The 24,171-nt window shown below is 56.3% G+C and carries 21 protein-coding genes; 12 read left to right on the top strand and 9 right to left on the bottom strand.

Annotated elements, in window-relative coordinates:
- The first annotated feature begins 131 nt into the window (after positions 1 to 131).
- Positions 132 to 1,403, top strand: a complete 1,272-nt coding sequence (locus ACR0BD_RS00585; protein ID WP_480699350.1) for a PP2C family protein-serine/threonine phosphatase — start codon at positions 132 to 134, stop codon at positions 1,401 to 1,403.
- Here ACR0BD_RS00585 and ACR0BD_RS00590 read toward each other — a convergent pair.
- Complete coding sequence (locus ACR0BD_RS00590; protein ID WP_480828334.1) at positions 1,400 to 1,843, bottom strand: NUDIX hydrolase; 444 nt, start codon at positions 1,841 to 1,843, stop codon at positions 1,400 to 1,402. The two genes, ACR0BD_RS00585 and ACR0BD_RS00590, sit on opposite strands and share 4 nt — an antisense overlap.
- A 76-nt stretch (positions 1,844 to 1,919) precedes the next feature.
- On the opposite strand from ACR0BD_RS00590, the gene hslO reads away from it, so the two are divergent.
- From hslO to ACR0BD_RS00630, 8 genes are all read left to right on the top strand, one after another.
- Positions 1,920 to 2,897 carry an Hsp33 family molecular chaperone HslO gene (gene hslO, locus ACR0BD_RS00595; protein ID WP_480828335.1) on the top strand — a complete coding sequence of 326 codons (978 nt, stop codon included), beginning with the start codon at positions 1,920 to 1,922 and terminating at the stop codon, positions 2,895 to 2,897.
- Positions 2,881 to 3,486 (top strand): CoA pyrophosphatase, encoded by a 606-nt coding sequence (locus tag ACR0BD_RS00600; protein ID WP_480828336.1) that lies wholly within the window; start codon positions 2,881 to 2,883, stop codon positions 3,484 to 3,486. Before hslO ends, ACR0BD_RS00600 begins: the two co-directional genes overlap by 17 nt.
- Positions 3,483 to 4,637 (top strand): CCA tRNA nucleotidyltransferase, encoded by a 1,155-nt coding sequence (locus tag ACR0BD_RS00605; protein ID WP_480828337.1) that lies wholly within the window; start codon positions 3,483 to 3,485, stop codon positions 4,635 to 4,637. Before ACR0BD_RS00600 ends, ACR0BD_RS00605 begins: the two co-directional genes overlap by 4 nt.
- A 191-nt stretch (positions 4,638 to 4,828) precedes the next feature.
- Positions 4,829 to 6,667: an ABC transporter ATP-binding protein gene (locus ACR0BD_RS00610; protein ID WP_480828338.1), complete on the top strand. Its 1,839-nt coding sequence runs from the start codon at positions 4,829 to 4,831 to the stop codon at positions 6,665 to 6,667.
- Positions 6,664 to 8,496, top strand: a complete 1,833-nt coding sequence (locus ACR0BD_RS00615) for an ABC transporter ATP-binding protein (RefSeq protein WP_480828339.1) — start codon at positions 6,664 to 6,666, stop codon at positions 8,494 to 8,496. Before ACR0BD_RS00610 ends, ACR0BD_RS00615 begins: the two co-directional genes overlap by 4 nt.
- Before the next feature lie 39 nt (positions 8,497 to 8,535).
- Positions 8,536 to 9,759: a class I SAM-dependent RNA methyltransferase gene (locus tag ACR0BD_RS00620; protein ID WP_480828340.1), complete on the top strand. Its 1,224-nt coding sequence runs from the start codon at positions 8,536 to 8,538 to the stop codon at positions 9,757 to 9,759.
- A gap of 21 nt (positions 9,760 to 9,780) precedes the next feature.
- A complete protein-coding gene (locus ACR0BD_RS00625) occupies positions 9,781 to 10,566 on the top strand; it encodes an ion transporter (RefSeq protein WP_480699334.1) in 786 nt (261 codons plus the stop codon).
- Between the two features lie 61 nt (positions 10,567 to 10,627).
- The gene (locus ACR0BD_RS00630; RefSeq protein ID WP_480828341.1) at positions 10,628 to 11,146 is read left to right on the top strand and encodes a L,D-transpeptidase family protein; all 519 of its coding nucleotides are present in this window, start codon (positions 10,628 to 10,630) and stop codon (positions 11,144 to 11,146) included.
- Here ACR0BD_RS00630 and ACR0BD_RS00635 read toward each other — a convergent pair.
- From ACR0BD_RS00635 to cysQ, 7 genes are all read right to left on the bottom strand, one after another.
- Positions 11,130 to 12,575: a nodulation protein NodH gene (locus ACR0BD_RS00635; RefSeq protein ID WP_480828342.1), complete on the bottom strand. Its 1,446-nt coding sequence runs from the start codon at positions 12,573 to 12,575 to the stop codon at positions 11,130 to 11,132. The genes ACR0BD_RS00630 and ACR0BD_RS00635 overlap by 17 nt on opposite strands.
- Positions 12,576 to 12,581: 6 nt before the next feature.
- Positions 12,582 to 14,282, bottom strand: coding sequence for a DUF5927 domain-containing protein (locus ACR0BD_RS00640; RefSeq protein WP_480828343.1), 1,701 nt, complete (start codon positions 14,280 to 14,282; stop codon positions 12,582 to 12,584).
- Positions 14,279 to 15,265 carry a glycosyltransferase family 2 protein gene (locus tag ACR0BD_RS00645; protein WP_480828344.1) on the bottom strand — a complete coding sequence of 329 codons (987 nt, stop codon included), beginning with the start codon at positions 15,263 to 15,265 and terminating at the stop codon, positions 14,279 to 14,281. Before ACR0BD_RS00645 ends, ACR0BD_RS00640 begins: the two co-directional genes overlap by 4 nt.
- A 137-nt stretch (positions 15,266 to 15,402) precedes the next feature.
- Positions 15,403 to 16,470 (bottom strand): glycosyltransferase family 2 protein, encoded by a 1,068-nt coding sequence (locus ACR0BD_RS00650; RefSeq protein ID WP_480828345.1) that lies wholly within the window; start codon positions 16,468 to 16,470, stop codon positions 15,403 to 15,405.
- 7 nt (positions 16,471 to 16,477) lie between these two features.
- Positions 16,478 to 17,461, bottom strand: coding sequence for a UDP-glucose 4-epimerase GalE (galE, locus tag ACR0BD_RS00655; protein WP_480828346.1), 984 nt, complete (start codon positions 17,459 to 17,461; stop codon positions 16,478 to 16,480).
- A gap of 84 nt (positions 17,462 to 17,545) precedes the next feature.
- Positions 17,546 to 18,346 (bottom strand): 3-deoxy-manno-octulosonate cytidylyltransferase, encoded by an 801-nt coding sequence (locus tag ACR0BD_RS00660; RefSeq protein ID WP_480699322.1) that lies wholly within the window; start codon positions 18,344 to 18,346, stop codon positions 17,546 to 17,548.
- The gene (gene cysQ, locus ACR0BD_RS00665) at positions 18,346 to 19,143 is read right to left on the bottom strand and encodes a 3'(2'),5'-bisphosphate nucleotidase CysQ (protein ID WP_480828347.1); all 798 of its coding nucleotides are present in this window, start codon (positions 19,141 to 19,143) and stop codon (positions 18,346 to 18,348) included. The genes ACR0BD_RS00660 and cysQ overlap by 1 nt, the downstream gene beginning before the upstream one ends.
- A 122-nt stretch (positions 19,144 to 19,265) precedes the next feature.
- On the opposite strand from cysQ, the gene ACR0BD_RS00670 reads away from it, so the two are divergent.
- Positions 19,266 to 20,093, top strand: a complete 828-nt coding sequence (locus tag ACR0BD_RS00670; RefSeq protein WP_480828348.1) for an ABC transporter permease — start codon at positions 19,266 to 19,268, stop codon at positions 20,091 to 20,093.
- Here the strand turns inward: ACR0BD_RS00670 and ACR0BD_RS00675 are convergent.
- Positions 20,090 to 20,692, bottom strand: a complete 603-nt coding sequence (locus ACR0BD_RS00675; protein ID WP_480828349.1) for an alpha-ketoglutarate-dependent dioxygenase AlkB family protein — start codon at positions 20,690 to 20,692, stop codon at positions 20,090 to 20,092. The two genes, ACR0BD_RS00670 and ACR0BD_RS00675, sit on opposite strands and share 4 nt — an antisense overlap.
- A 211-nt stretch (positions 20,693 to 20,903) precedes the next feature.
- Between ACR0BD_RS00675 and dnaK the strand changes: the two genes are divergently transcribed.
- Together dnaK and dnaJ are read left to right on the top strand one after the other, a co-directional pair.
- Complete coding sequence (dnaK, locus tag ACR0BD_RS00680) at positions 20,904 to 22,811, top strand: molecular chaperone DnaK (protein WP_480828350.1); 1,908 nt, start codon at positions 20,904 to 20,906, stop codon at positions 22,809 to 22,811.
- A gap of 74 nt (positions 22,812 to 22,885) precedes the next feature.
- Entirely contained in the window at positions 22,886 to 24,034 is a 1,149-nt protein-coding gene (gene dnaJ / locus ACR0BD_RS00685) for a molecular chaperone DnaJ (RefSeq protein ID WP_480828351.1), read from the top strand.
- Positions 24,035 to 24,171 lie beyond the last annotated feature (137 nt).

Below are 24,171 nucleotides of genomic sequence, written 5' to 3' on the forward strand. Positions count from 1 at the left end.
GGGTATAGCGATAGGTGTTTGATAGCCTTCGACAGGTAAAGGCCCAGTTAAGCTAACCTTTCACCGGTTGTTAAACCGCAGCGCGGTAGGGTCGCCTCAGGTCGGAAAACGCTGCATCGCAGAGGAAACAGGTGGCACAGGTCAATCAGGCAGACGCCAGAGCAGAGCTGGACTTCGGCGTGATCCGAAAGGTGCTGGTCGTGGATGACAGCCGCCTGCAACGCCGCATATTGGTCGCGTCGCTTAAGAAATGGGGTTTCGACGTTCTTGAGGCTGACACCGGAGAAGCCGCGCTGAGTATCTGCGCGGATGATCCACCGGATCTTGTGCTTAGCGATTGGGTCATGCCCGGGATGAGCGGTCTGGAGTTCTGTCGATCTTTTCGGGCCTTGGATTGCAGGCATTACAGCTATTTCATCCTTCTGACATCCAAGAGTGAAAAGCAGGAGGTTGCGCGCGGATTGGATGCAGGTGCCGATGACTTTCTGATCAAACCGCTAGAGGCGGATGAGCTGCGCGCGCGTATTTCGGCCGGCGCGCGCATTCTGGGAATGCAACGCGAGCTGTCCGAGAAAAACCGCATGATCGAAACCGCTTTGGAAGAATTACGCGTGGCCCATGATGCCATCGACAAGGACTTGATTCAGGCAAGGAAAATTCAGGAATCCCTTGTACCCGAATTGACCAGAGATTTCGGGAAGTCCCGGGTCAGCATGCTGCTTAAACCGTGTGGGCATATCGGTGGCGACCTGGTCGGTATGTTTTCACCCGGCGTGAACAGGTTGGGGTTTTACAGCATAGATGTGTCAGGTCACGGGATCACCTCGGCCATGATGACCGCACGATTGGGTGGCTATCTTTCCAGTAAGCACTTCGATCAGAACGTCGCGATGGAAAAGCGTTTTGACAAGTTCTACGCGTTGTTGCCGCCTGAACAGGTGGCAGAGATGCTCAATTGCCGTTTGATGGCCGATGCAGGTGTCGAAGAATATTTCACCATGGTCTATGCCATTGTGGACCTGCGCAACGGACATCTGAAAATGGTGCAGGCCGGGCATCCTCATCCGCTGATGTTGCGCCAGGACGGAACGACTGAGTTTTTGGGCGAGGGGGGCCTTCCCATTGGACTTTTGCCCAACGTCACATTTCAACGGACCGAGACCTACATGCAACCCGGTGACAGGCTGCTGCTGTATTCCGACGGCTTTACCGAGTGCCGTATGGCCGAAGGCGGGTTGTTAGAAGAAGAAGGGTTGCACAAACTGGCAGAGGATTGCGCGCAAGGTCGTGGCGGGACGGAATTTCTGGATGACATGTTCTGGAGGTTGACGCAGGCGATGGTCCCGGACACAGGCATGGATGACGATGTGTCCGCCGTGTTTTTTGAGTTCAACGGAGCTTAGAGCCTCAGCAGGTGGCGCGTCGCGAAATACCGGTCTCCGCCATTGCCCAGCATTTGTGCGGCTTCTGCGCTGTCCATCCAAAGGGCTTCGTGAAAGGGTTCGGTCGGGGGTCCGACGCGACGGACAGGGCGAGCTGTATAGATCAGGCAAACCTTTTCGGCCCAAAGGTCATATTCTGGCATGTAGGTGAATCGGCGAAATGCTCCGACCCGCCGCGGGTCAGCCACGCGCCAACCGGTTTCTTCGAACACTTCGCGATGCAGCGCAGTAATGGGTGATTCGCCGGGATCTATGCCGCCTCCGGGTAATTGCAGATCAGGGCCGGGTTCCATTTGGCAGGTCAGCAAAAGGCTTCGACCTTTGGGTAATAATGCGTATACGCCCACACGCCGTGTGTATTTGCGCCCCGCTTGTGGGGTTTCACCGAACCGTCTGATCATGTATGGCCCCTTACAACCCGAATTGTTCGACCTATATGCTGGCGGTATGCCAACCTGTGGCGTGTAAGGAAACCCCATGTCTCTTGGAACCAAAATCGCGTGGGACGACACCGTCCTGCCCTTTCAACTTGATGTATCGGATATGCGTGGCCGCGTGGCGCGGCTGGACGGGGTGCTGGATGGCATCCTGAAACAGCATGATTATCCGGAAAAGGTTGAAGCTCTGGTGGCCGAAATGGCCCTGCTGACCGCGTTGATCGGCCAGACGGTATCGCTGCGCTGGAAACTGTCGTTGCAAGTGCAGACCAAAGGGGCTGTCCGAATGATTGCCACCGACTACTACGCGCCTAAGACAGAAGGTGAACCGGCCCGAATTCGCGCCTATGCCAGCTTTGACCGTGACAAGCTGACAGATGCGGCACCTTTTGATCAGGTTGGCGAAGGGTATTTCGCCATTCTGATCGATCAGGGTGAAGGCACGCAGCCATATCAGGGCATTACACCCCTGGCCGGAGGGTCGCTGAGCGCCTGTGCCGAGGCTTATTTTGCTCAGTCCGAACAGCTTCCAACGCGGTTTTCGCTGAGTTTTGGAAAATCGACCGAACCGGGTGTTGGTGAACACTGGCGCGCGGGTGGCGTGATGTTGCAGCACATGCCCAAAGCATCCCCGTTTGCGGCGTCAGGCGAAGGCAGCGGTGAAATACTGACCGCCAATGATCTGGTCGACGGAGAAGAGGGTGAGAATTGGGGTCGGGTCAACATCCTGCTGGACACGGTCGAAGACCTTGAGCTGATCGGTCCCTCGGTTGCGCCGACTGACCTGCTTGTCCGTCTGTTCCATGAAGAAAAGCCGCGGGTCTATGACGCCCAACCGGTGCAGTTTGGGTGCACCTGCTCTGAAGATCGCGTGCGCCAGAGCCTTTCGATCTATTCGGCCAAGGACATCGAAAAGATGACAACGGACGAAGGTCAGGTGACAGCGGACTGTCAGTTCTGTGGGGCGCACTACGTGCTGGATCCCGCAACGGTCGGGTTTGATGCAGACGGTGCCTGACGCAACAGAAACGCTGCGGGCGGCTTTGCGCCGCCCCGGCCATGGCTCAAGCGATTTCGATCTCAACCCAGAGACCGTCTTGCCGGAAGGCCGTAAATTGCGCCCGGCAGGTGTATTGGTCCCGATATCGCTTGTGGATGATAGGCCGCGGCTGATTTTGACGAAACGGTCCTCGGCCCTGAAACACCATCCCGGTCAGATCGCGTTTCCTGGCGGCAAACAGGATCAGGAAGATCCCGACGTGACCGCGACAGCCCTGCGCGAAGCACAGGAAGAGATCGGCCTGCCGCCCGAATTGCCCGAGATTTTGGGTCATCTGCCAACGCATGAAACGGTGACGTCGTTTACCGTCACACCTGTTGTTGCCGTTCTGCGCGACAGGTTTGACCCGATCCCCGAGACAGGCGAAGTAGACGAGGTTTTCTCGGTTCCGCTTGATCATGTGCTTGACCCTGCGAATTATATCGTCGAAGCGCGTCGCTGGCGGGGTCAACGGCGGTATTATTTCACGGTGCCTTATGGCCCCTATTACATTTGGGGTGCGACGGCGCGTATGTTGCGGGGGTTGGCCGCGCGGATGAGTGAATGATCAAACTGACGGATAGCTGGGTTTCCAACCCGGCAACGCAGAAAGTATGCGCTGCGCTGGGCGATGCCGGGGCACAGGCTTTGTTTGTTGGCGGATGTGTTCGAAATGCGCTGTTGGGTGCGCCAGTATCTGATATCGACATTGCCACAGACGCGCGTCCCGAAAGGGTTATGGAACTGGCACAGGCGGTTGGGTTAAAGGCAATTCCAACCGGCATAGACCACGGAACGATTACGGTTGTTTCCGAAGGCATCCCGCACGAAGTCACCACTTTTCGCCGAGATGTCGAAACGGATGGACGCCGGGCGGTGGTCGCTTTTGCAAATGACATTAAAGAAGACGCTGCTCGTCGCGACTTTACCATGAATGCGTTGTATGCGCAGGCGGATGGTACGGTTCTGGATCCTTTGAACGGGTTGCCAGATCTGAATGCGCGCTGTGTCCGTTTCATAGGCTCTGCCGAAAACCGAATCCGCGAAGATTATCTGCGGTCACTGCGCTATTTCCGGTTTCACGCTTGGTACGGCGATGCGGATGCAGGTTTCGACGCTGATGCTCTTGCAGCGATTGCCGCCAATCTGGACGGGCTGACCAGCCTGTCACGGGAACGCGTCGGAGCAGAATTGTTAAAGCTGCTGGGCGCGCCCGACCCCGCGCCCTCGGTTGCAGCGATGCGCAGTGCGGGTGTCTTGGCGCAAGTTCTACCGGGGGCCGAAGACCGCGCACTGGCCCCGCTGATTGCGTTGGAACAACAAGCTGGTGTTGGGCCAGAACCGCTTCGGCGATTGGCGGCAATTGCAACGCCCGAGCTGGCCCAAACACTGCGTCTCAGCAAGGCGCAACTACAACGCCTGACCCGAATGCGGGAAGAGGCGGCCGGAAATGCGGGCATTGCCGAGCTTGGGTTTCGATACGGTGAAGAAGATGGAATGCACGAAGTTCTGCTGCGTTGTGCTTTTCTCGAACAACCCTGGACCGAAAACATGCGAGACGATCTGCGCAAAGGATCTGCCGCAGATTTTCCAGTACGCGCAACCGATCTGATCCCCGCGTTTTCTGGCCCTGCGCTGGGCAAAAAACTGGCCGAGCTTGAGGCGCGCTGGATCGCGTCCGGTTTTGCCCTGACCCGCGATGACTTGCTGGGCGGCTAGTCCCGAGTCTCAAAAGGGGATGACAATTTGAATTGTTTGTGGTTACGTGCGCCAGTCACATGAATGGAGGGATGCGAATGTATTACGGGATCTGGGACAGCTAAGGCTGGAACACTTTGACCCGTAGGGGTGGTGTTCTGGCGCCATCTTTCTTCGCATGACTAATTTTCTGCTCAATCGGAGCACTCTCCATGTTTCGCTATTTCGAAAACCTTGTTGACCCTTTTGTTGCCTACAAGGAAACCAATACGCCGCCCACACGGTTGTGGCCGTTCATGTTGGAATATACCCGGCCCTTCTATCGGCTTTTTGCCTGGGCTGCTCTGATCTCGGTTGTCGTTGCGGCGGTCGAGGTGGGGTTGATCTATTACATGGGTCGCGTGGTCGATCTGTTGTCGGGTTCACCGGCTGAGGTCTGGCAATCCCACGGTACGGAACTGATCCTAATGGCCGTGTTTGTTCTGCTGCTCAGGCCGCTGCTTCATGTGGTGGACGTTTTGCTGCTGAACAACGCGATCCTTCCGAATATCGGCACGATATTCCGCTGGCGTGCGCATAAGCATGTGCTGCGTCAGTCCGTCAAATGGTTCGAGAATGATTTTGCAGGCCGCATTGCAAACCGGATCATGCAGACACCTCCCGCCGCAGGCGAAGCCGTGTTTCAGGTGTTCGATGCCATATCATTCTCGCTGGCGTATCTGGTTGGCGCAGCAATTCTTTTGATGGCGGCCGATCCCAGGTTGTTGTTGCCCCTTTTGATCTGGTTCGTGTTGTACGGGTTGTTGGTGCATTGGACGGTTCAGCGGGTTGGGCCCGCGTCCAAGGCAGCCTCTGACGCGCGCTCGGCCGTGACGGGCCGTGTGGTGGACAGCTATACTAACATCCATTCCGTCAAGATGTTTGCCCATGCCGAGCAAGAGTTGGACTATGCGCGCGAAGCGATCGAGGAAACGCGTCGTACTTTCCAACACGAGATGCGGATCTTCACCATCATGGATGCCGTTCTTGTCACCCTGAACGGGTTGCTGATTGTGGGCGTTGTCGGCTGGTCTATTGCGCTTTGGATGCAGGGCAGCGCTTCGGTCGGGGTGGTGGCGGCTGCGACGGCGCTGACTTTACGGCTGAACGCGATGACCGGTTGGATCATGTGGGCCCTGACCAGTTTCTTTCGCCAGCTGGGCGTTGTGGCCGAAGGGATGGAAACGATTGCCCAACCCATTGACCTGCTGGATGCCCCCGACGCCAAACCTCTGAACCTGACCAACGGTCAGATCGACATCCGTGAATTGTCGCACCACTATGGGCGTAAAACCGGTGGGCTGGATCATATCAACCTCACGATCCAGCCGGGTGAGAAGATCGGGTTGATCGGACGTTCAGGCGCTGGGAAATCGACTTTGGTTAAGCTGCTTTTGCGGTTCTACGACGTAGAGCAGGGTGCAATTCTGATCGATGATCAGAACATTGCGCATGTCACACAAGACAGTTTGCGCAGTCGTATCGGTATGGTTCAGCAAGACAGTTCGTTGCTGCATCGTTCGGTCCGTGAAAACATCCTGTATGGTCGACCGGACGCCACAGAAGAACAGATGATCGCCGCCGCCAAACAGGCCGAGGCGCATGAGTTCATTCTGGACCTCCAGGATCCGCAGGGGCGCACGGGTTACGATGCCCATGTGGGCGAACGGGGCGTGAAGCTGTCGGGCGGGCAGCGGCAACGTGTGACCCTGGCACGAGTGATCCTGAAGGACGCGCCAATCCTGCTGTTGGATGAGGCGACATCTGCCCTAGATTCCGAGGTCGAAGCTTCGATTCAGGAAACTCTCTACGGTATGATGCAAGGTAAAACCGTGATCGCTATTGCCCACCGCCTCAGCACGATTGCCCAAATGGACCGGATTTTGGTTATGGATGGCGGCCGGATCGTCGAGCAGGGCGGTCATGCCGACCTGCTGTCTCAGGGTGGGCTTTACGCTCAATTCTGGGCGCGGCAATCAGGTGGCTTCCTGAACCCCGAGGCCGCGGAATGAGGATCGCCGACCTCATAAACCCGTTCAAAAACGTAGAAACGCCCCCGCCGCAATCGTTGGGGGCGTTCATCCGCTGGAGCTTGTCTGGCGCGTGGCCAATGCTGTTTGTCGCGGCGTTCTTTTCGGCCAGTGCCGGGGCGCTTGAGGCGGGAACGGCGTGGATACTGGGCCTTGTGGTCGACATTGCGACCACCAGCACACCAGAAAGCTTTTTCAGCGCTGGCAATATTTGGATGATTGCCGGCGCGGCAGCCTTCTTCATGCTGGTGCGCCCGGTCTTCTTTGGCCTGTCGGCGTTTTCGAACAACTATGTGGTCATGCCCAACATACCACCGCTTGTATTGGCCAAGCTGAACCGCTGGACGCTGGGCCAGTCGGTGACATATTTCGATGACGATTTCGCCGGGCGGATCGCGCAAAAACAGATGCAAACGGCGACCGCTATGGCGTCTGTTGTGTCGGAAACGATCAGTGCGATTGTCTTTGCGATGGCTTCGTTGATCGGCTCTTTGCTCTTGTTAGGCTCTATTCATCCGTTGGTGATGATCCCGTTCGTCGTATGGCTGGGCGTCTATTTTTTGTTGATCCGTTGGTATCTGCCGCGCATTCGCAAACGGTCGGCTGCACGTGCCGGCGCGCGCGCGATGGTTTCAGGGCAAGTGGTTGATACGATCACCAATATCAAAACCGTCAAGCTATTCGCGCATTCCGTGTTCGAGGATCAGGCAGCGCGAGATTCGATGGTGGATCTGCGAGAGCGGTCTTTGGAATTTGGTCGTCTATCGGCCAGCTTTCGGTTCATCCTGATGGCTTTGGCCGGTGTCCTGCCTGTTGTTCTGATGGGCGTAACACTGGGTCTTTGGCAAGCGGGCAATGCGACACCGGGTGATATAGTGGCGGCGGGTGCCGTCTCGATCCGGATATCACAAATGACGGGTTGGGTCAGCTTCACGCTCATGGGGCTGTATTCCAATGTCGGCGAAATCGAAAACGGCATGAAAACGCTGGCAAAGCCAGAGCGCGTCGAAGACAGCCCCACGGCAAAACAGCTGGCGGTGACTGAAGGTCGAATTGAATTTGACCATGTCAGTTTTGCCTATGGCCGCAATATCGGCGGTGTGTCCGGCATCGACATGATGGCTCAACCTGGTGAGAAACTAGGTATCGTTGGCGCCTCGGGTGCGGGCAAGTCAACGTTGGTGTCGCTGTTGCTAAGGCTCTATGATGGGGAAAATGGCGTAATTCGTATCGATGATCAGGATATCGCGCAGGTTACTCAGGACAGTTTGCGCAGCCAGATTGGGATGGTCACACAAGAGACCGCCATGTTTAATCGGTCGGCCCGCGAGAATATCCTGTACGGTCGCCCGAACGCCACAGAGGACGAGATGGTTGCAGCGGCCCGGAAGGCCGAAGCGCATGATTTTATCCTAGGCCTACAGGATGCGCATGGTCGTACGGGTTACGACGCGCATTTGGGTGAGCGGGGGGTAAAGCTTAGCGGTGGACAGCGTCAAAGGATCGCGTTGGCCCGCGCCATCCTCAAGGATGCGCCAATTCTGGTTCTGGATGAGGCGACCTCGGCCCTGGATTCTGAGGTTGAGGCGTCGATTCAAGCGGCGTTGCACAGGGTGATGCAAGGCAAGACGGTTTTGGCCATCGCTCACCGCTTGTCCACCCTAAGTGAGATGGACCGGATCGTGGTTCTGGATCAGGGGCGTATTGTCGAAAGCGGCACCCATGACGCATTGCTTGAAAAGGGTGGGCTCTATGCGCGGTTCTGGCACCGGCAGTCGGGCGGGTTTATTCAGGCCGAAGCCGCAGAATAAGGGTTTTGTTGCATCAAAAGCCCCGGTATCACGCCCGTCATGACGCAGCAGTTTACCATAAACCGCCTTGGACATCAGGGCGACGGCATTGCAGATGGACCGATCTACGCCCCAAGGACTCTGCCTGGCGAAGTCGTCACCGGTGTCGTCGAAGGTCAGGCGTTGACGGATATCCGAGTCGAAACGCCGTCAGATCAACGGGTTAAGGCGCCTTGCCGCCATTACAAAGCGTGCGGTGGCTGTCAGTTGCAGCATGCTGCGGATGGCTTTGTTGCCAGCTGGAAGGTTGAAGTCGTGCGCAACGCTTTGGCGGCTCAGGGGTTGGAGGCGCATATGCGCCCGATCCATACGTCGCCTGCACGCACGCGCCGTCGCGCGACCATCGCTGTTCGGCGGACAAAAAAGGGCACTTTGGCGGGTTTTCACGGTCGGGCGTCAGATACGATCACTGAAATTTCTGATTGCCATCTACTGGAGCCCGATTTGATTGCGGCGATCCCGGTTGCCGAAGCCGTGGCCGTTCTCGGAGGCAGCCGCAAAGGCCTACTTGCCGTTACACTGACCCTGTCCGAAGGCGGGCTTGATGTAGCGGTCAAAGGTGGAAAACCACTGGACGGCCCGTTGGAATTGGCGTTGGCGCAAGCGACCGAGAAATATGGATTGGCACGGCTCAGTTGGGACAATGAAGTCATAGCGATGCGCCACGCGCCGGTTCAACGGTTTGGAACAGCCGCGGTCGTACCGCCGCCGGGCGCTTTTCTTCAGGCAACGAAAGATGGAGAAGAGGCTCTAGCAAAGGCTGTTTTGCAAGCTGTAGGTGGTGCGAAGCGTGTCGTAGATCTATTTTCTGGCAGCGGTACGTTCTCGCTGCCGCTCGCCCAAGGGGCCGAAGTGCATGCCGTGGAGGGCGAGGCCGAGATGACCCAAGCGCTGGACCAAGGGTGGAGACGCGCACAAGGTCTCAAGCGGGTCACGTCCGAGGCGCGGGATCTGTTTCGCCGTCCCTTGATGCCCGATGAACTGAAATCCTTTGATGCGGTCGTACTGGATCCACCCCGTGCCGGTGCTGAAGCACAGGTTTCCGAACTTGCTCAGGCCAAACGACCTGTTATCGCCTATGTCTCGTGCAATCCTGTGACGTTTGCGCGCGACGCAAAAATACTTGTTAACGCGGGATATACCCTTGAATGGGTACAGGTGGTTGACCAATTTCGATGGTCGTCACACACCGAACTTGCCGCCCGGTTTACCCTGAACTCTTAACCCGAACAGGAGAGCACCCGAATGGGGATCACCCAACGCTTGCTGACCATCATTGAAGCCCCGATTTTCGGGAAATTCATCACAGGTGTCATTCTGTTCAACGCGGTGTTGCTGGGGATGGAAACCTCTCCAACAATAATGGAGGTGGCTGGGCCATTGATCGTGACACTGGATAAAGTGTGTCTTGCAATCTTTGTGGCAGAAATCGCGATGAAGCTGATCGCCACCGGACGCAAGTTCTTCACAAGTGGCTGGAATATATTTGATTTCGTGATCGTTGGTATCGCCCTTGTCCCCAGCGCGGGTGCGCTTTCGGTGTTGCGTGCACTGCGTATTTTGCGGGTTCTGCGGGTCATCTCGGTTGCGCCGCGCTTGCGTCGGGTGGTCGAGGGGTTCATCTCGGCCTTGCCGGGGATGGCCAGCGTGTTCCTGTTGATGGCGATCCTGTTTTATATCGGTGCGGTGATCTCGACGAAGCTGTTCTCGTCATCCTTCCCGGACTGGTTCGGCGATCTTGGGTTGTCCGCCTATACACTGTTCCAGATCATGACACTGGAAAGCTGGTCGATGGGTATCGTGCGTCCGGTCATGGATGTTTATCCCTATGCCTGGATGTTCTTTGTACCCTTTATCATGGTCACGACATTTGCGGTCGTTAACCTTTTGGTCGGTTTGATCGTGAACTCTATGCAGGACGCCCATCATGCCGAGGATGAAGTCAAAACCGATGCCTATCGCGATGAAGTGCTAGAGCGGCTGGAATCAATTGAACGCCGATTGATGGAACAGTCGAACAGCAAAAAGTGATTTCAGTTTTTGCAATTTCTGGCATAATCCTTAAAAAAAACAGAGCAGCAGGCAGTGAAACATGGATCGTCGAGCATTTGGATTGGGTGCTGTGGCTACGCTGGGCCTTTCGGCCTGCGCATCAGCCAGCCCACGATTTCTGACTTATGATGGACCCGAAGTGACCTCATTGGTCATCAATAAAGGTGCACGAAAATTATATCTTTTGCACAATGAACATGTGCTTAAGGAATATAAGGTTGATTTGGGCTTTGCGCCTGCCGGGACCAAAACCGAACGTGGCGATGGCCGTACACCCGAAGGTACTTACCTGATTGACCGCCGCAATCCGAACAGCCGCTATCACTTGTCGCTGGGCATCTCTTATCCGAACTCCAAAGATATTGCACAGGCCAAGGCTGCCGGTGTCGATCCGGGCGGCGATATATTTATCCACGGTCAGCCGAATCGCCGTGCAGAGCGTAAGCGCGCAAGCAAAACACCGGATTGGACAGCGGGCTGCATAGCGGTCAAGAACGAAGAGATCGAAGAAATCTACGCGATGGTTAATCGCGGTACGATCATCACGTTGCGTCCGTAGACGGTTTCCAAGCTCCAAACCCGAATTGCATATAGTCGCGTTGGTAGGCCTCCCCTGCCAGCGCTTCGAGTTGCTCGTCGTAGATCTGGGCCAGCGTGTAAGGCGTATCCGCAGCGATTTCTTTGGGTTCAGGTGGACTGGCGTGACCCATCTGTTGGGCCATCTTCGATAGCGCCAAGGGTAATTCATTTTCGCGCAGGATAAGATCCGGCATGGCAAAGGATGCCATCCCTTCCAACACCTGTGCTTGACTGCACCAGACGCCATCCACGCGGACCGGGGTTTGCCCTGCCAGATTCTGGCGCAAGAACACCAAAAATGTCGCAAAAGCTTCGCGATGCTGATCAACTGTGTAGTTTTCGTCGCGCACCTGTCCGGGGATTGGAATTTTGAACCTGTTACGCAGCATATTGCGGATCTTTAGGTATGCACCTGGTTCGGTGCTCAGGATATACCGGCAAAATGCTGTGTGTGCCCTTGCCAACGGGTGACGCAGAACCGTGAATTTTCGATGTCCGGGATGCGCCTGCATCCACCGGCGGGTTTGTTTGCGGTTTTGGTTGATCAACAATTCATCGGGATCAACGCGATCCAGCGCCGCCATCCATTCCCTGATCTGCGCTTCAACTCCGTTGCGAACAGGAAGATACATAAGCGGTGTCTTTGGGCCCGCGACATAGTTCGCTACTGCGGGCCCGCGACGAGGCTCCAGATTGGGTGAGCGGTGCAGATTGAACCGGTCGAACTGGGACAAGGCGGCTTCCATCTCAACCGGGTTCGTGACCTTCTCCAAAGGCGGCTCTGGATTTTGGGGCTTCAGCGTATCATCGAGTGCGGAAAGGCGGCTGTCTATACCCAGCCATTCGGCCAGACCGTTTATCGTGTCCAACCGGTTCAGATCATCATACGAGATGTAGAAAGCTGTTTGTCCCGACGCCTGTAAACGATGCGATAGTAGCAGTTGAAACTGCTCTAGTTGCTCCAGGTATTGTTCAAACTTAGTAGAGTCGAACTCGATCTGCGCATCCCGGCGGCGCTTAACGTTTTTGAGCTGCCACTGCTTGGTTTCACGCGCGATTTGCAGGGAAATGTAGCTGTCCATGGGATTGCGCGTCAAAATGATCTTTGCACAGCGTGGGTCATCCAAAACAGGCTCTAACACACGCGGATCATGCCCATCGAAAAACCGAAACCCGTTGATCTTCCCCGGACCTGAGCGAATGGCATCCAGCAGGGTTGCGGGATCGCTATCTCGTGTTTCCAGTGAGACGCCCAACAGCTCATCCGATTTCAGCCGTCCGATAAAATGCGGATTGAAGGCTTCGCCATGGCTGGTAATCCCCTCCAGCGCGTTCAGGTTGGCCTCAAGCAAGTTGGACCCGGTGCGCATGGCGGCAAGAATGACGAAATAGTCGAACCCGGATTGCATGGCGGCCTACTGCACAAGATACGGTTTACGGTAAGGCTTGGGCTTGCTGCCAAACACGTCATCCACGGGGAAATCGCCCATAAGATACGGGTGCATTCCCTGGTTTTTGAGGTTTTGCAGAAACTTCCCAAAGCCCGTCAGGTCAACCATGGTTGGGGCAGTTGTCAGATGGCTAGGGGCCGACGCACCGATTTCATCCGTTATCGTCTGCAGGGCTTCGATCGGGGATTCAATGAATTCCGCCAAAGACCATGTGCGCACGCGCGCCTTGGTCCAGACCGAGTTCAGGACCTCAAGCTGCTTGGTTTCGATCCGCTGCAGGCGCGCCGCCTCATTTCGTATGTCGCCAAAGTTCAGGTTCTGCCGAAACAGCGGAATAGCCCATGCGCCGGTGATTACCGAAATCTGAGCGTTTCTGTCCCGTGCCAGAAACCAATTTGCGGCTTGCGTGTCGCGCGGGCCGAATTGGAAACACTGCCGTTCACCGCGTGTGTTCCAGATCAGGTTAGACACAAAGGCGGTCGGATTATAGTCGCGCAGCGTCGCGCAATCGCTAAGTGCACCGTTGGTGATTGCCTCACCGCCAGAAAACTCGGCCCTTTCAGGGGCGAACAGATGTCCATGTACACGCGCGCCCGTGGTATCGGCCAACCAAGGCTCGAAGTCTTCGAACAAGTCCGAGAAACCCTGAAATACTGAATACGGAAAGCATGTCAGACCGTTTTCACTGCCGTGTCGCGGAAACCGGCTTTGCATGTACAGGCCATCGCGCCCTCGGGTCCGACGCTCGACCGCCTTAGAGAAAACCCTGTCAATTTTTCCTGGATTGGGCTCGGCCGGTTTCATGGCGCCAGTCTGATCGGTCAGAAAAGCCTGATACAGTCGGTCGGCGTTGTACCAGACCTTGCGGGCGACAAAGCAATCTGACCGACGCAAAAGCTGCAGGTGATCATCATAGAAAATGTGCGGTCGACCCTGAAAGTCGAATTTGGACAAAGTCAGCGACCGGCTTTCGATATGGGTCGAATACAACCGAGCCAGCGTTTGAAAATAGCTCTCATCCGGTATCCAGACCCTGCGAAAATAACGATCATAAATCTTGCGTTTCGGATCCTGAAGAATCGCCGTTAGCGTTTGGCGGGTCAGACACCACCACTGGCTGCCCATATGTGGAACCAGACCTTCGGGAATACGGCGGCGCATCCCCAGCGCACGCTGCACTTTGACATAAGCGTCAAACAACTTGCGGTGCCGGCGCCAAGAGAACGGAAACCGCAGTGTAAAGCGTTCCTGATCCAGCCCACCGATGGTCCAGCTGACATCCGCGGTTGTTGCGCTTTCGATGAAATCCACCCGCGGGCGATGCGATAGGTAATCCACCAGCTCGGCAACCGGCCTGAGCGGCAGGCATGCACCCGACGCGAGATAAACGTGGTGAACATCGGGAAAGCTATCCAACAGCGTTTCGGCTGCAGTTTGCGACGCGGCCACGATGCCCCACCCGCCCCACTGACATGTGTGCCGTTTCGAAAAACGGATCAGCGCGTCATCGGCACAGGATGCAACAAACCGGGAATATTCCGCGTCTGGCACTTTTCGATCCACGTGGATCATAACCGGGCAGCCTGCAGCAGACCAATGGCGGGCGACCTGCTCGGCGCGGTGCAGGGCTGTGTGAACCAGCATGACGACGCCCAGACTGCTCATGCCCAGTTGCCCTTCGACATGAGGCCCAGAATTTCCAGTTGCCGCCAGTTGATGTATTTCTCTGACCACGTACACCAGAAAACCGGCTGTTCATCCAAACCTTGCGCGTAGGCGCGGTACTCGCCGGACCTTCGGTAATGCTGCCCGCGCTCGACCTCTTCCCGGGCTTTGTGGCCCAGAGTGTCTATGAGTTTGGCGTGCAGTAAGGCCCCGCTTGTTTTTTCGCCGCCCCATTCGTCGTAGACCTGATTTAACCCCCGTGGCAGCAGCGAATGGGTCGAGCTGACATAAACATAACGGCGATCCCATTTGACCAGGGGGATCTTGTTCAAAGCCGGGGCCTTCGACGGGCTGTCGCGAAAGAATACCCGAGCCCGCGGCCCGCCTTGAATCCAAAGATTTCCATACTCTGGATTCTTGGTGATCATGTAGTTTCCGGAATCGAACCAGCGTGCGATTTCGAATGGATCCTGACCTTCTTGATAGGGTTGAGCGTCCACCGGCCCACGCGGATACATATCCAACAGCATGGTACCAAAGCTGCGCACGGCGCAACCGTCCAGCCAATCCGTCAGTGCTTGGAGCGGGCGTGTGTCGCAAAACGGGTAGATAAAGAACTCATCCGGGTCGACCGTCAGCACCCAGTGCCCGTGCGCATATTTGCGCAGCAGGTAATTTGACCAGTCCAGTCCGAAGGTCGCGCGTTTGTAGCTGGCATTGGCACGCCAGACCGAGACGTCCGGCTGCGCGGCAAGGAAGTCTCCAGTTCCATCGTCGCTGTCATTGTCCACAAACAAGAAGTGATTGATGCCCAGATTACGGTAGTATTCCAGGAAAAAGGGCAGGCGGATCTTTTCGTTTCTGACCACGCTCATCAGCAGCGTGTCGCGACGTCGAATAGTGCCGGTTTTGTTGGACGTCGCCACAAGCTCACGCCGTTTGCGGACGCAACGCAAAATACGGCGCTTGCGCCGCAATCTCATCCGGTAAGAATCCAACAGGCTCACGTCACTGCCCAACCTTCATCATCTACGCGAGCATCCCCGGGGCCTGGATCAGCCAGAGTGGTGCCGGGTGATCATCGATTTATGCCACTTTTTCATCTATCAAAGCAATGCATTTACAACTTGTTAGCGCGCGTGGCGGAATTCCACTCAATCGCGCCCATCAACCCGATCTGCTGCAATTGTCTGGCACCGGTATAGCGGACGGATTCCGGTGTCCACATTACCGGCTGATTAAGAATGCCGTCGTAGTAGCTGTCGAACTGGGCGGGATCGTGAAAATGCTGGCGACGGGCTTGTTCGACCCGCGACTTGTCGACGATTTCGGGCAGAAACTTGGTGTGAAGCAAAACACCTGACGGCCCGGAGCCATCTGGTCCGTCATAAGCTGCGTTCAAATTCCGCGGCAGGGCAGAATGGCATGAGTTCACATAGGCATAGCGGCGCGACCACCGAACCAAAGGTATCTTGTTCAAAGTCGGAGATCGCATCGGCTGATCGGCAAAAAACATCCGCGCGCGCGCGCCGCCCTGAACCCAGAGATTACCCATCGGCTCCTGTCTTTTTGACCGGTAAGGGCCGGGATCAAACCATTTCAGAATGTCGGTCGGGTCTGTTCCGGGCTCGTAGTGCTGTGTTCCCAATGGACCTTTGGGATACAGATCCAGCATCAATGCACCAAAAGCGTTCTGCCCGCGATCATCCAGCCACGAAGTCAGTTCGCTCAGCGACCGGGTGTCGTGATCCGGATAGATCAGCAGTTCATCTGCATCCACCATCAGGGTCCAGCGGCCGTGCCCGTATCGGATTTGCAACCAGGTCAACCAATCCAGCCCAAAGCGCGATGCCCTGTAGCTGGAATGTGTCTGCCAGAGCGACACGTCGGGCTGATCCAAGAGAAACGCAACCGAACCATCGTCGCTGGCGTTGTCGACAATCAGAAAGTGCCCGACGCCCAGATCTCGGTAATGGTGCAGAAACCACGGCAACCGAGAGGCTTCGTTGCGCAACGTCGTGAACGCCAGCACCGAGTTGGGACTGATCGCAGAGGTCCGGTCCTGCAGGCACGTTATCTGGTGCCGACTGCAAAAAGACCGCCACAACAACCGCCGCCGTTTCAGGCGCAACCGGTATTTCTGCACCCAGCTTATCGAAGGAAGCGTATGGTGTTTCGCACCGGTCACGATGGTCCTATCGTTCGTAATTCCCGTTTTGGTGCCACCGCCATGCATCCGAAATCATCGTCTCTAACGTTGAGCGTTTCGGCGTCCATCCCAACTCATCCCCGGCGCGGACCGATCCCGAGACCAGCTTGGTGCAATCCCCGGCACGTCGCGGTCCGATCGAATAAGGCACCTCACGGTTCGTAACCGATTTCGAATGCCCGATCACCTCCATCACCGAAAAGCCGGATCCTGTACCTAGGTTGAAAATACGGCTGGCCTTGTCTTGCTCTAGCCAGTTCAGGCCAAGCACATGCGCGTCTACAAGATCACAAACATGCACATAGTCCCGGATACAGGTCCCATCGGGCGTGTCATAGTCGGTACCGAAAACAGTCAGACCGTCGCGCTTGCCATCAATCGCGTCCAGCATCAGCGGAATAAGATGTGTTTCGGGGCGGTGGAATTCGCCGACCTCTCCGTCCGGGTCGGCCCCAGCTACGTTGAAGTAGCGGAACACAACGTGTTTCAGGCCATGGGCTGCTTCGAAGTCGCGCAGGATGTCCTCGATCGCACGTTTCGAGGCCCCATAGGCATTCAGCGGAAGTTGCGGCGTGTTTTCGTCTAACACCACGTTGTCATGTTCACCGTAAGTTGCGCATGTCGACGAGAAAACGAAATTCAAACAACCCGCCGCCACAGCCGCTTCGATCAGAGTCAGCGAACCGGTGACGTTGTTGGTCCAGTATTTCCCGGGTTCTGACATCGCTTCACCCACCTGGCTGAGCGCAGCAAAATGCATGACGGCTGCCGGTCGGTACTTGGCGAACACTTCGTCCAAACGGGCGCGGTCCAGCAGGTCACCCTGCTCAAACGGTCCGAATTTGACGGCGTCCTGCCAGCCCGTGATCAGGTTGTCGAAGGTCACCGGCGTATATCCGGCCTGTTTGAGCGCCTTGCAAGCGTGCGATCCGATATATCCGGCCCCGCCGGTCACAAGAATATTGGTCATTGGAGCGTCCAGTAAGTTGTTCCACCTGCGATCAGGCTGGGATGCTGTTTAAGATGTGGCGCGGTGCGATAACAGTGGGAAAGGTCAGTCCAGGCCCATCTCGGCCATCATGCGTTCCAGTTTTGGTACGTCTTCGGGGTTGTTCAACTCCCAGAACTGACGGCCTTTGGCTTCGACCTCGACACACAGAACTTTGCGGCCGTTTTCCATAAAACGCAGTTGCTCAAGCCCCTCAAGTTTCTCCAGTGGGCCAACTGGCCAATTTGGATAAGCAGCCAGGGCGTCAGGACGGTAAGCATAAACGCCGACGTGATGATATACAGGGGTTGGGTCGGCTGCGGCATAGGTCTGCGCGGTGTAGGGCACGACTTCTTTTGAGAAATACATGGCGCTGTGATCCGCGGCAAAAACCGCCGTTGTTCCACCCACGCGCCCGTTTTTGCGATCATTGAGCAAGCTGTTGAGGGCATCGCCATCGCAACGCAGGACGGGTGTCGCAACACCTGCTTGGGGTGCGGCACGCAGCCCTGCAACCAGATCTTCGACAAACCAATGCGGTGTCAGCGGCGCATCACCCTGCAGGTTCACCACGATATCATGTTCTGTGCCCAAGATCGTATGCGCCTCGGCGCAGCGTTCCGTTCCATTGCCGCAGCTTTCCGAGGTCATAACCACTTCGGCCCCGAACCCTTCGGCGGCTTCGCGGATCCGGTCATCGTCGGTTGCAACAACAACACGGTCGATGCCCGAGACAGAGCAGGCCGCACGCCATGATCTTTCCACCAGCGTCATCGCCTTTCCGCTTACCCCCGTCAACGGGACCAGAGGTTTCCCGGGATAACGGGTCGAGGCGTAGCGGGCAGGAATTGCAATCAGTACCGACATCAGGCGTCCTTCAGCTCAACGCCCGGAGCGTAGGCGATAAAGAACGGGTTTGCATAGCCGTCCTTGCCATATGTCAAAGGCGAGTGATCATCGAAACGAACGACTTTCCCGCCTGCGCCTGCCAGAACCGCATGTCCGGCTGCGGTATCCCATTCCATCGTCCGACCGACCCGTGGGTACAGATCTGCCTCGCCCGTAGCGACCAGGCAGAACTTCAGGGATGAGCCCGCGCTTTTGCTATCCTGAACTTGGTATTTGTTGATGTAGTCTTCGGTTGCCTGATCCCGATGCGACTTGGAGGCCACGATCAAAAGCGCCGAATTGTCTGGATTAGACACTGAAATAGGCGACACATCCCCGGCCTTAGCTTTGTCGAGCGCACCGGTCTCTTCAACGGATTGACCATCGGCCTGTGTGTAGAACATCCGTCCCTTGGCGGGGGCATAAACGACACCACGGGTTGGTGTACCGTTTTCCACCAGGGCGATGTTCACGGTGAAATCGCCACGGCGATTGATGAATTCTTTGGTGCCGTCCAGCGGATCAACAATCAGGAACGTATCACCTTTTTCTGAATGCGAGGCGGCCTGTTCTTCAGTTATCAGAAGAATGTCGGGAAACGCATCACGCAATCCGGCCGAGATCAGAGCGTCGGCGGCCTCGTCAGCTTCGGTCACGGGGCTGGCATCCGATTTGACTTTGACGTCAAAGTCGTCTGCTTCATAGATCCCCATGATCTTGTCGCCTGCTTCCAGGGCCAGACGTCGAATGACAGGGATGAGGGCGTCGTAAGTCACAAAAATGCTCCGTTCCGATGGTTTGTTGATCGAAAAACCTGACGGCCTTATGATGTGCCGGTTACGGAACGGCAAGAAATTCGTGACAGATTGCGGGCAAATCGACAGGAAAGAACACGCAGTTGTTTTATTTTGAGCGAAATCGAACCCTTCTGGGTGGCGCGTTTACAACCGCGGAATTGGTGTTTCACGCAGTGGTGCGCAGTATCCGCTCGCAACGCTCGAATGCCGTTCTCGCCGTTGTCATGAATATCGTTCAGATCGTCGCGCTGGTCGTCGTGTTTTACCTGATCATGAGCCTGCTTGGGCGGTTCACGGGTGTGGCCAAAATACGGGGGAACGCGATCCTGTTTCTGCTGTCAGGGATCTTTTTGTTCATGACCCATATCAAATCCGTAACCAGCATGGCGGGGGTTGCGACCGGGAACAACCCGATGATGCTGCATTCACCGATGAACATGATGGTGATGCTTTTGGCGAAAGCGTTTGGAACGCTTTACACGCAAGTGGTTTCCATTCTGGTGATCTTGTTTGTGGTTCATGTCGGGGTCGAACCCCTGGAAGTGCAGTATCCGGGTGGCGCATTTTACATGCTGATATTGGCGTGGTTCACCGGCTGTTCAATCGGCGTGGTTATGATGGCACTGAAGCCGTGGCTGCCAACTCTGGTTGAAATTTTTACAAATGTTTACAGGCGATTAAACATGATCTTCTCGGGCAAGATGTTTGTCGCAAATGCGCTGGGCGGGTTCACGTTGACAATGTTTATCTGGAACCCGCTATTTCACATTATTGACCAATGCCGCGGGTTTGTGTTCCGCAACTACTATCCGCGCAATACGAATTGGGAATACCCGCTTTGGGTGGGTATCATTCTGTTGTTGATCGGTTTGCTGGGCATCTTCTTCACCCGGCAACACGTCTCCCAAAGCTGGGGTGCCCGTCGTTAAGTGGCTACGCGCAGCGTCAGGTTGATGCGCCCGCCCTTTGGCAGCAGCTTTGATGAGCCGAAGCGGATGCGGTCGACCCCATGATAGGTCAGGCGCGCGGGTCCGCCCATCACGACCACATCACCTGAATTCAGCCAAATGGACTCGGTTGAACCGCCACGCGTGTTACTCCCAATCCGAAACAACGCATCATCTCCAAGCGAAATGGATAAAACGGGCCATGAGAAATCCGCCTCATCCTTATCTTGGTGCAAACCCATTCTGGTGCCTTCGCCGTAATAGTTGATAAGACAGCAGTCCGGTTCGCGCTCAGGGCTGGCAAGATCGCGCCAAATCGCGAGGATCGGCTCCGGTATCGCGGGCCATGCCATGCCTTTGGGGTGTTGATTTTGGTATCTGTATCCACCTCGGTCTGACACCCAGCCCAAAGACCCGGCCGAGGTCATCCGCACCGACATTTCCTTGCCCGAAGGCGTCACTGGTCGAAACAACGGCGCAGATTTCAGAATCGGGCGAAGCAGTTCAATCAGACGGGTCTGTTCGGTTCCATCCAGATAAGCTTTTCGGATTTCAAAATCCCGCAAAACCAGCCGTGTCATCCAAGATTCCCCGATCCTTACCAAAACCTTGCAAAAAAGGCCGCAGATTCCCGAAAACCTGCGATTTACACCGCTTGCAGGCTTTTGGTCTCGCCCTTATATACGCCGGGACGCGTGATGGTGTAGTGCTATCGCGCACATCAGATCGGGGGCGGGTGCCATAACGGGTCCGGACCTCGGACATCGCCTTGAAGAGAAAGGGATTGAACATATGGGTAAAGTAATCGGGATTGACCTCGGGACCACGAACTCGTGCGTCGCGATCATGGATGGTTCGCAGCCGAAGGTCATCGAAAACGCCGAAGGGGCGCGGACCACGCCCTCGATCGTCGCCTTCACCGAAGATGAGCGACTGGTCGGTCAGCCTGCAAAACGTCAGGCGGTCACCAACCCCGACAACACGATCTTTGGCGTCAAGCGTCTGATCGGTCGTCGCGTGGATGATGCCGAAGTCGAAAAAGACAAGAAAATGGTGCCGTACAACATCGTCAATGGCGGTAACGGCGACGCGTGGGTCGAAGCCCGCGGTGAAAAGTACTCCCCAAGCCAAATCTCGGCCTTCACTCTGGGTAAGATGAAGGAAACCGCAGAAAGCTATCTGGGTGAGGAAGTTACGCAAGCGGTCATCACTGTTCCGGCATACTTCAACGACGCCCAGCGTCAGGCCACCAAAGACGCCGGTAAAATCGCCGGCCTCGAAGTGCTGCGGATCATCAACGAACCGACAGCCGCCGCTCTGGCCTATGGTTTGGACAAGGAAGAAACCCAAACCATCGCGGTTTATGACCTTGGTGGTGGTACCTTCGATGTGACCATTCTGGAAATCGACGACGGTTTGTTCGAGGTCAAATCGACCAATGGCGACACCTTCCTGGGTGGTGAAGACTTTGACATGCGCATCGTCAACTACCTGGCGGATGAGTTCAAAAAGGAACACGGTGTCGATCTGTCTCAGGACAAGATGGCTCTGCAGCGTCTGAAAGAAGCCGCCGAAAAAGCCAAGATCGAGCTGTCCTCGACCTCGCAGACCGAAATCAACCAGCCGTTCATCTCGATGGGCGCAAACGGTCAGCCGCTGCACATGGTCATGAAGCTGACCCGTGCCAAGCTGGAATCGCTGGTTGGCGATCTGATCAAAAAGTCGATGAAGCCCTGTGCCGCTGCTCTGAAAGACGCGGGTCTGTCGGCTGGCGACGTGGACGAGGTTGTTCTGGTCGGTGGTATGACCCGGATGCCCAAAGTCATCGAAGAGGTCACCAAGTTCTTCGGTAAAGAGCCGCACAAAGGTGTGAACCCGGACGAAGTGGTTGCCATGGGCGCCGCCATTCAGGCCGGTGTTCTGCAGGGCGATGTCAAAGACGTGGTTCTGCTGGACGTGACCCCGCTGTCGCTGGGGATTGAGACGCTGGGCGGCGTATTCACCCGTCTGATCGACCGCAACACCACGATCCCGACCAAAAAGTCTCAGGTCTTCTCGACCGCCGAGGACAACCAGAATGCCGTGACCATCCGCGTGTTCCAGGGTGAGCGTGAAATGGCCGCGGACAACAAGATCCTGGGTCAGTTCAACCTTGAAGACATCCCGCCCGCACCGCGCGGTATGCCTCAGATCGAGGTGACTTTTGACATCGACGCCAACGGCATTGTCTCAGTTTCGGCCAAGGACAAAGGCACCGGCAAAGAGCAGAAGATCACCATCCAGGCCTCGGGCGGCCTGTCCGACGAGGACATCGAAAAGATGGTCAAGGACGCCGAGGAAAACGCCGAGGCCGACAAGGAACGCCGCGAGCTGGTGGACGCCAAGAACCAGGCGGAAAGCCTCATTCATTCGACCGAAAAGTCGATGGAAGAGCATGCCGACAAGGTCGACCCAACCACCATCGAAGCAATCGAGCTGGCGATTGCCGCACTGAAGGACGAGCTGGAAACTGAAAACGCCGACAAAATCAAGTCTGGCATCCAGAACGTGACCGAGGCCGCGATGAAGCTGGGCGAGGCCATCTACAAGGCACAATCTGACGAGGCCGAGGACGAACCGGCCGCAGCAGATGCCGCGCCGGGCGATGATGACATTGTCGATGCCGAGTTCGAAGATCTGGACGACGACAAACGTAACTAACGGGTAACCGGGCCAATTTGGGCCGGTCCGCTCGCCGGGCCGGCCCGATTACGTTGAGGCAGAAGGAAATACTGATGTCAAAACGCGACTACTACGATGTGCTCGGCGTATCCAAGGGTGCATCGGCGGATGAGATCAAGAAGGGTTTTCGCAAGAAAGCCAAGGAATTGCATCCTGACCGCAACAAAGACAACCCGGATGCAGAGGCGCAGTTCAAAGAAGCCAACGAAGCCTATGACGTGTTGCGCGATGCCGAGAAAAAGGCCGCGTATGATCGCTTTGGCCATGCAGCTTTCGAAAACGGTATGGGTGGCGGCGGTCGTCCGGGCGGTGGATTCGGCCAGGGCGATTTCTCCAGCGCGTTCTCAGACGTATTCGACGACCTGTTCGGCGATTTCATGGGTGGCCAACGTGGTGGCGGCGGCGGACGTCGCGCTGCGCGTGGATCTGATCTGCGCTATAATCTCAGGGTCTCTCTGGAAGAAGCGTTTGCCGGTCTGCAAAAAACCATCAACGTTCCGGCCGCAGTGGCGTGTTCAGCTTGCGATGGATCCGGTGCCGAAAGCGGAGTTGAACCGACAACCTGCCCAACATGTTCGGGCATGGGTAAAGTACGCGCACAACAGGGTTTTTTCACCGTTGAACGCAGCTGCCCGACCTGTTCAGGCTTGGGTCAGATAATCAAAAACCCATGTAAGTCCTGCGGGGGCGCGGGTCGTGTTGAAAAAGAACGCGCACTGTCTGTCAACATTCCGGCGGGTGTCGAGACTGGAACGCGTATTCGCCTTGCGGGTGAAGGCGAAGCCGGGATGCGCGGTGGCCCTCCGGGCGATCTTTACATCTTTGTCGAAGTGTCCGATCACAAACTGTTCGAACGCGATAGCGTGAACCTGTATTGCCGTGTACCCGTCAGTATGGCCAAGGCGGCACTGGGTGGGTCGATTGAGGTTCCCACAATTGACGGCGGCAGAGGCCGCGTACAAATCCCGGCGGGCAGCCAATCCGGTCGTCAGATGCGTTTGCGTGGCAAAGGTATGCCCGCGTTGCGCGGTGGCGGCATAGGCGACATGTTCATCGAATTGGCTGTCGAGACACCGGTCAACCTGACAAGCCGACAAAAAGAACTGCTGCGAGAGTTCGATGATCTGGGCGAAGATAACCACCCAGAATCAAAAAGCTTTTTTTCGTCGGTTAAGTCCTTCTGGGATGGGATGAAAGGCTGAAAAGTGACGCTAGATGGGGGCGCTGCCCCCGCCGCGACAAGCCGCGACTCCCCCGGGATATTTAGGGCCAGATGAAGCAGGGGATCCATTCTTCATCTGGCTAAAAATATCCCGGAGCGCGAGGCAGAGCCTCGCAA

This window comes from Ruegeria sp. G5 (genome assembly GCF_056533365.1).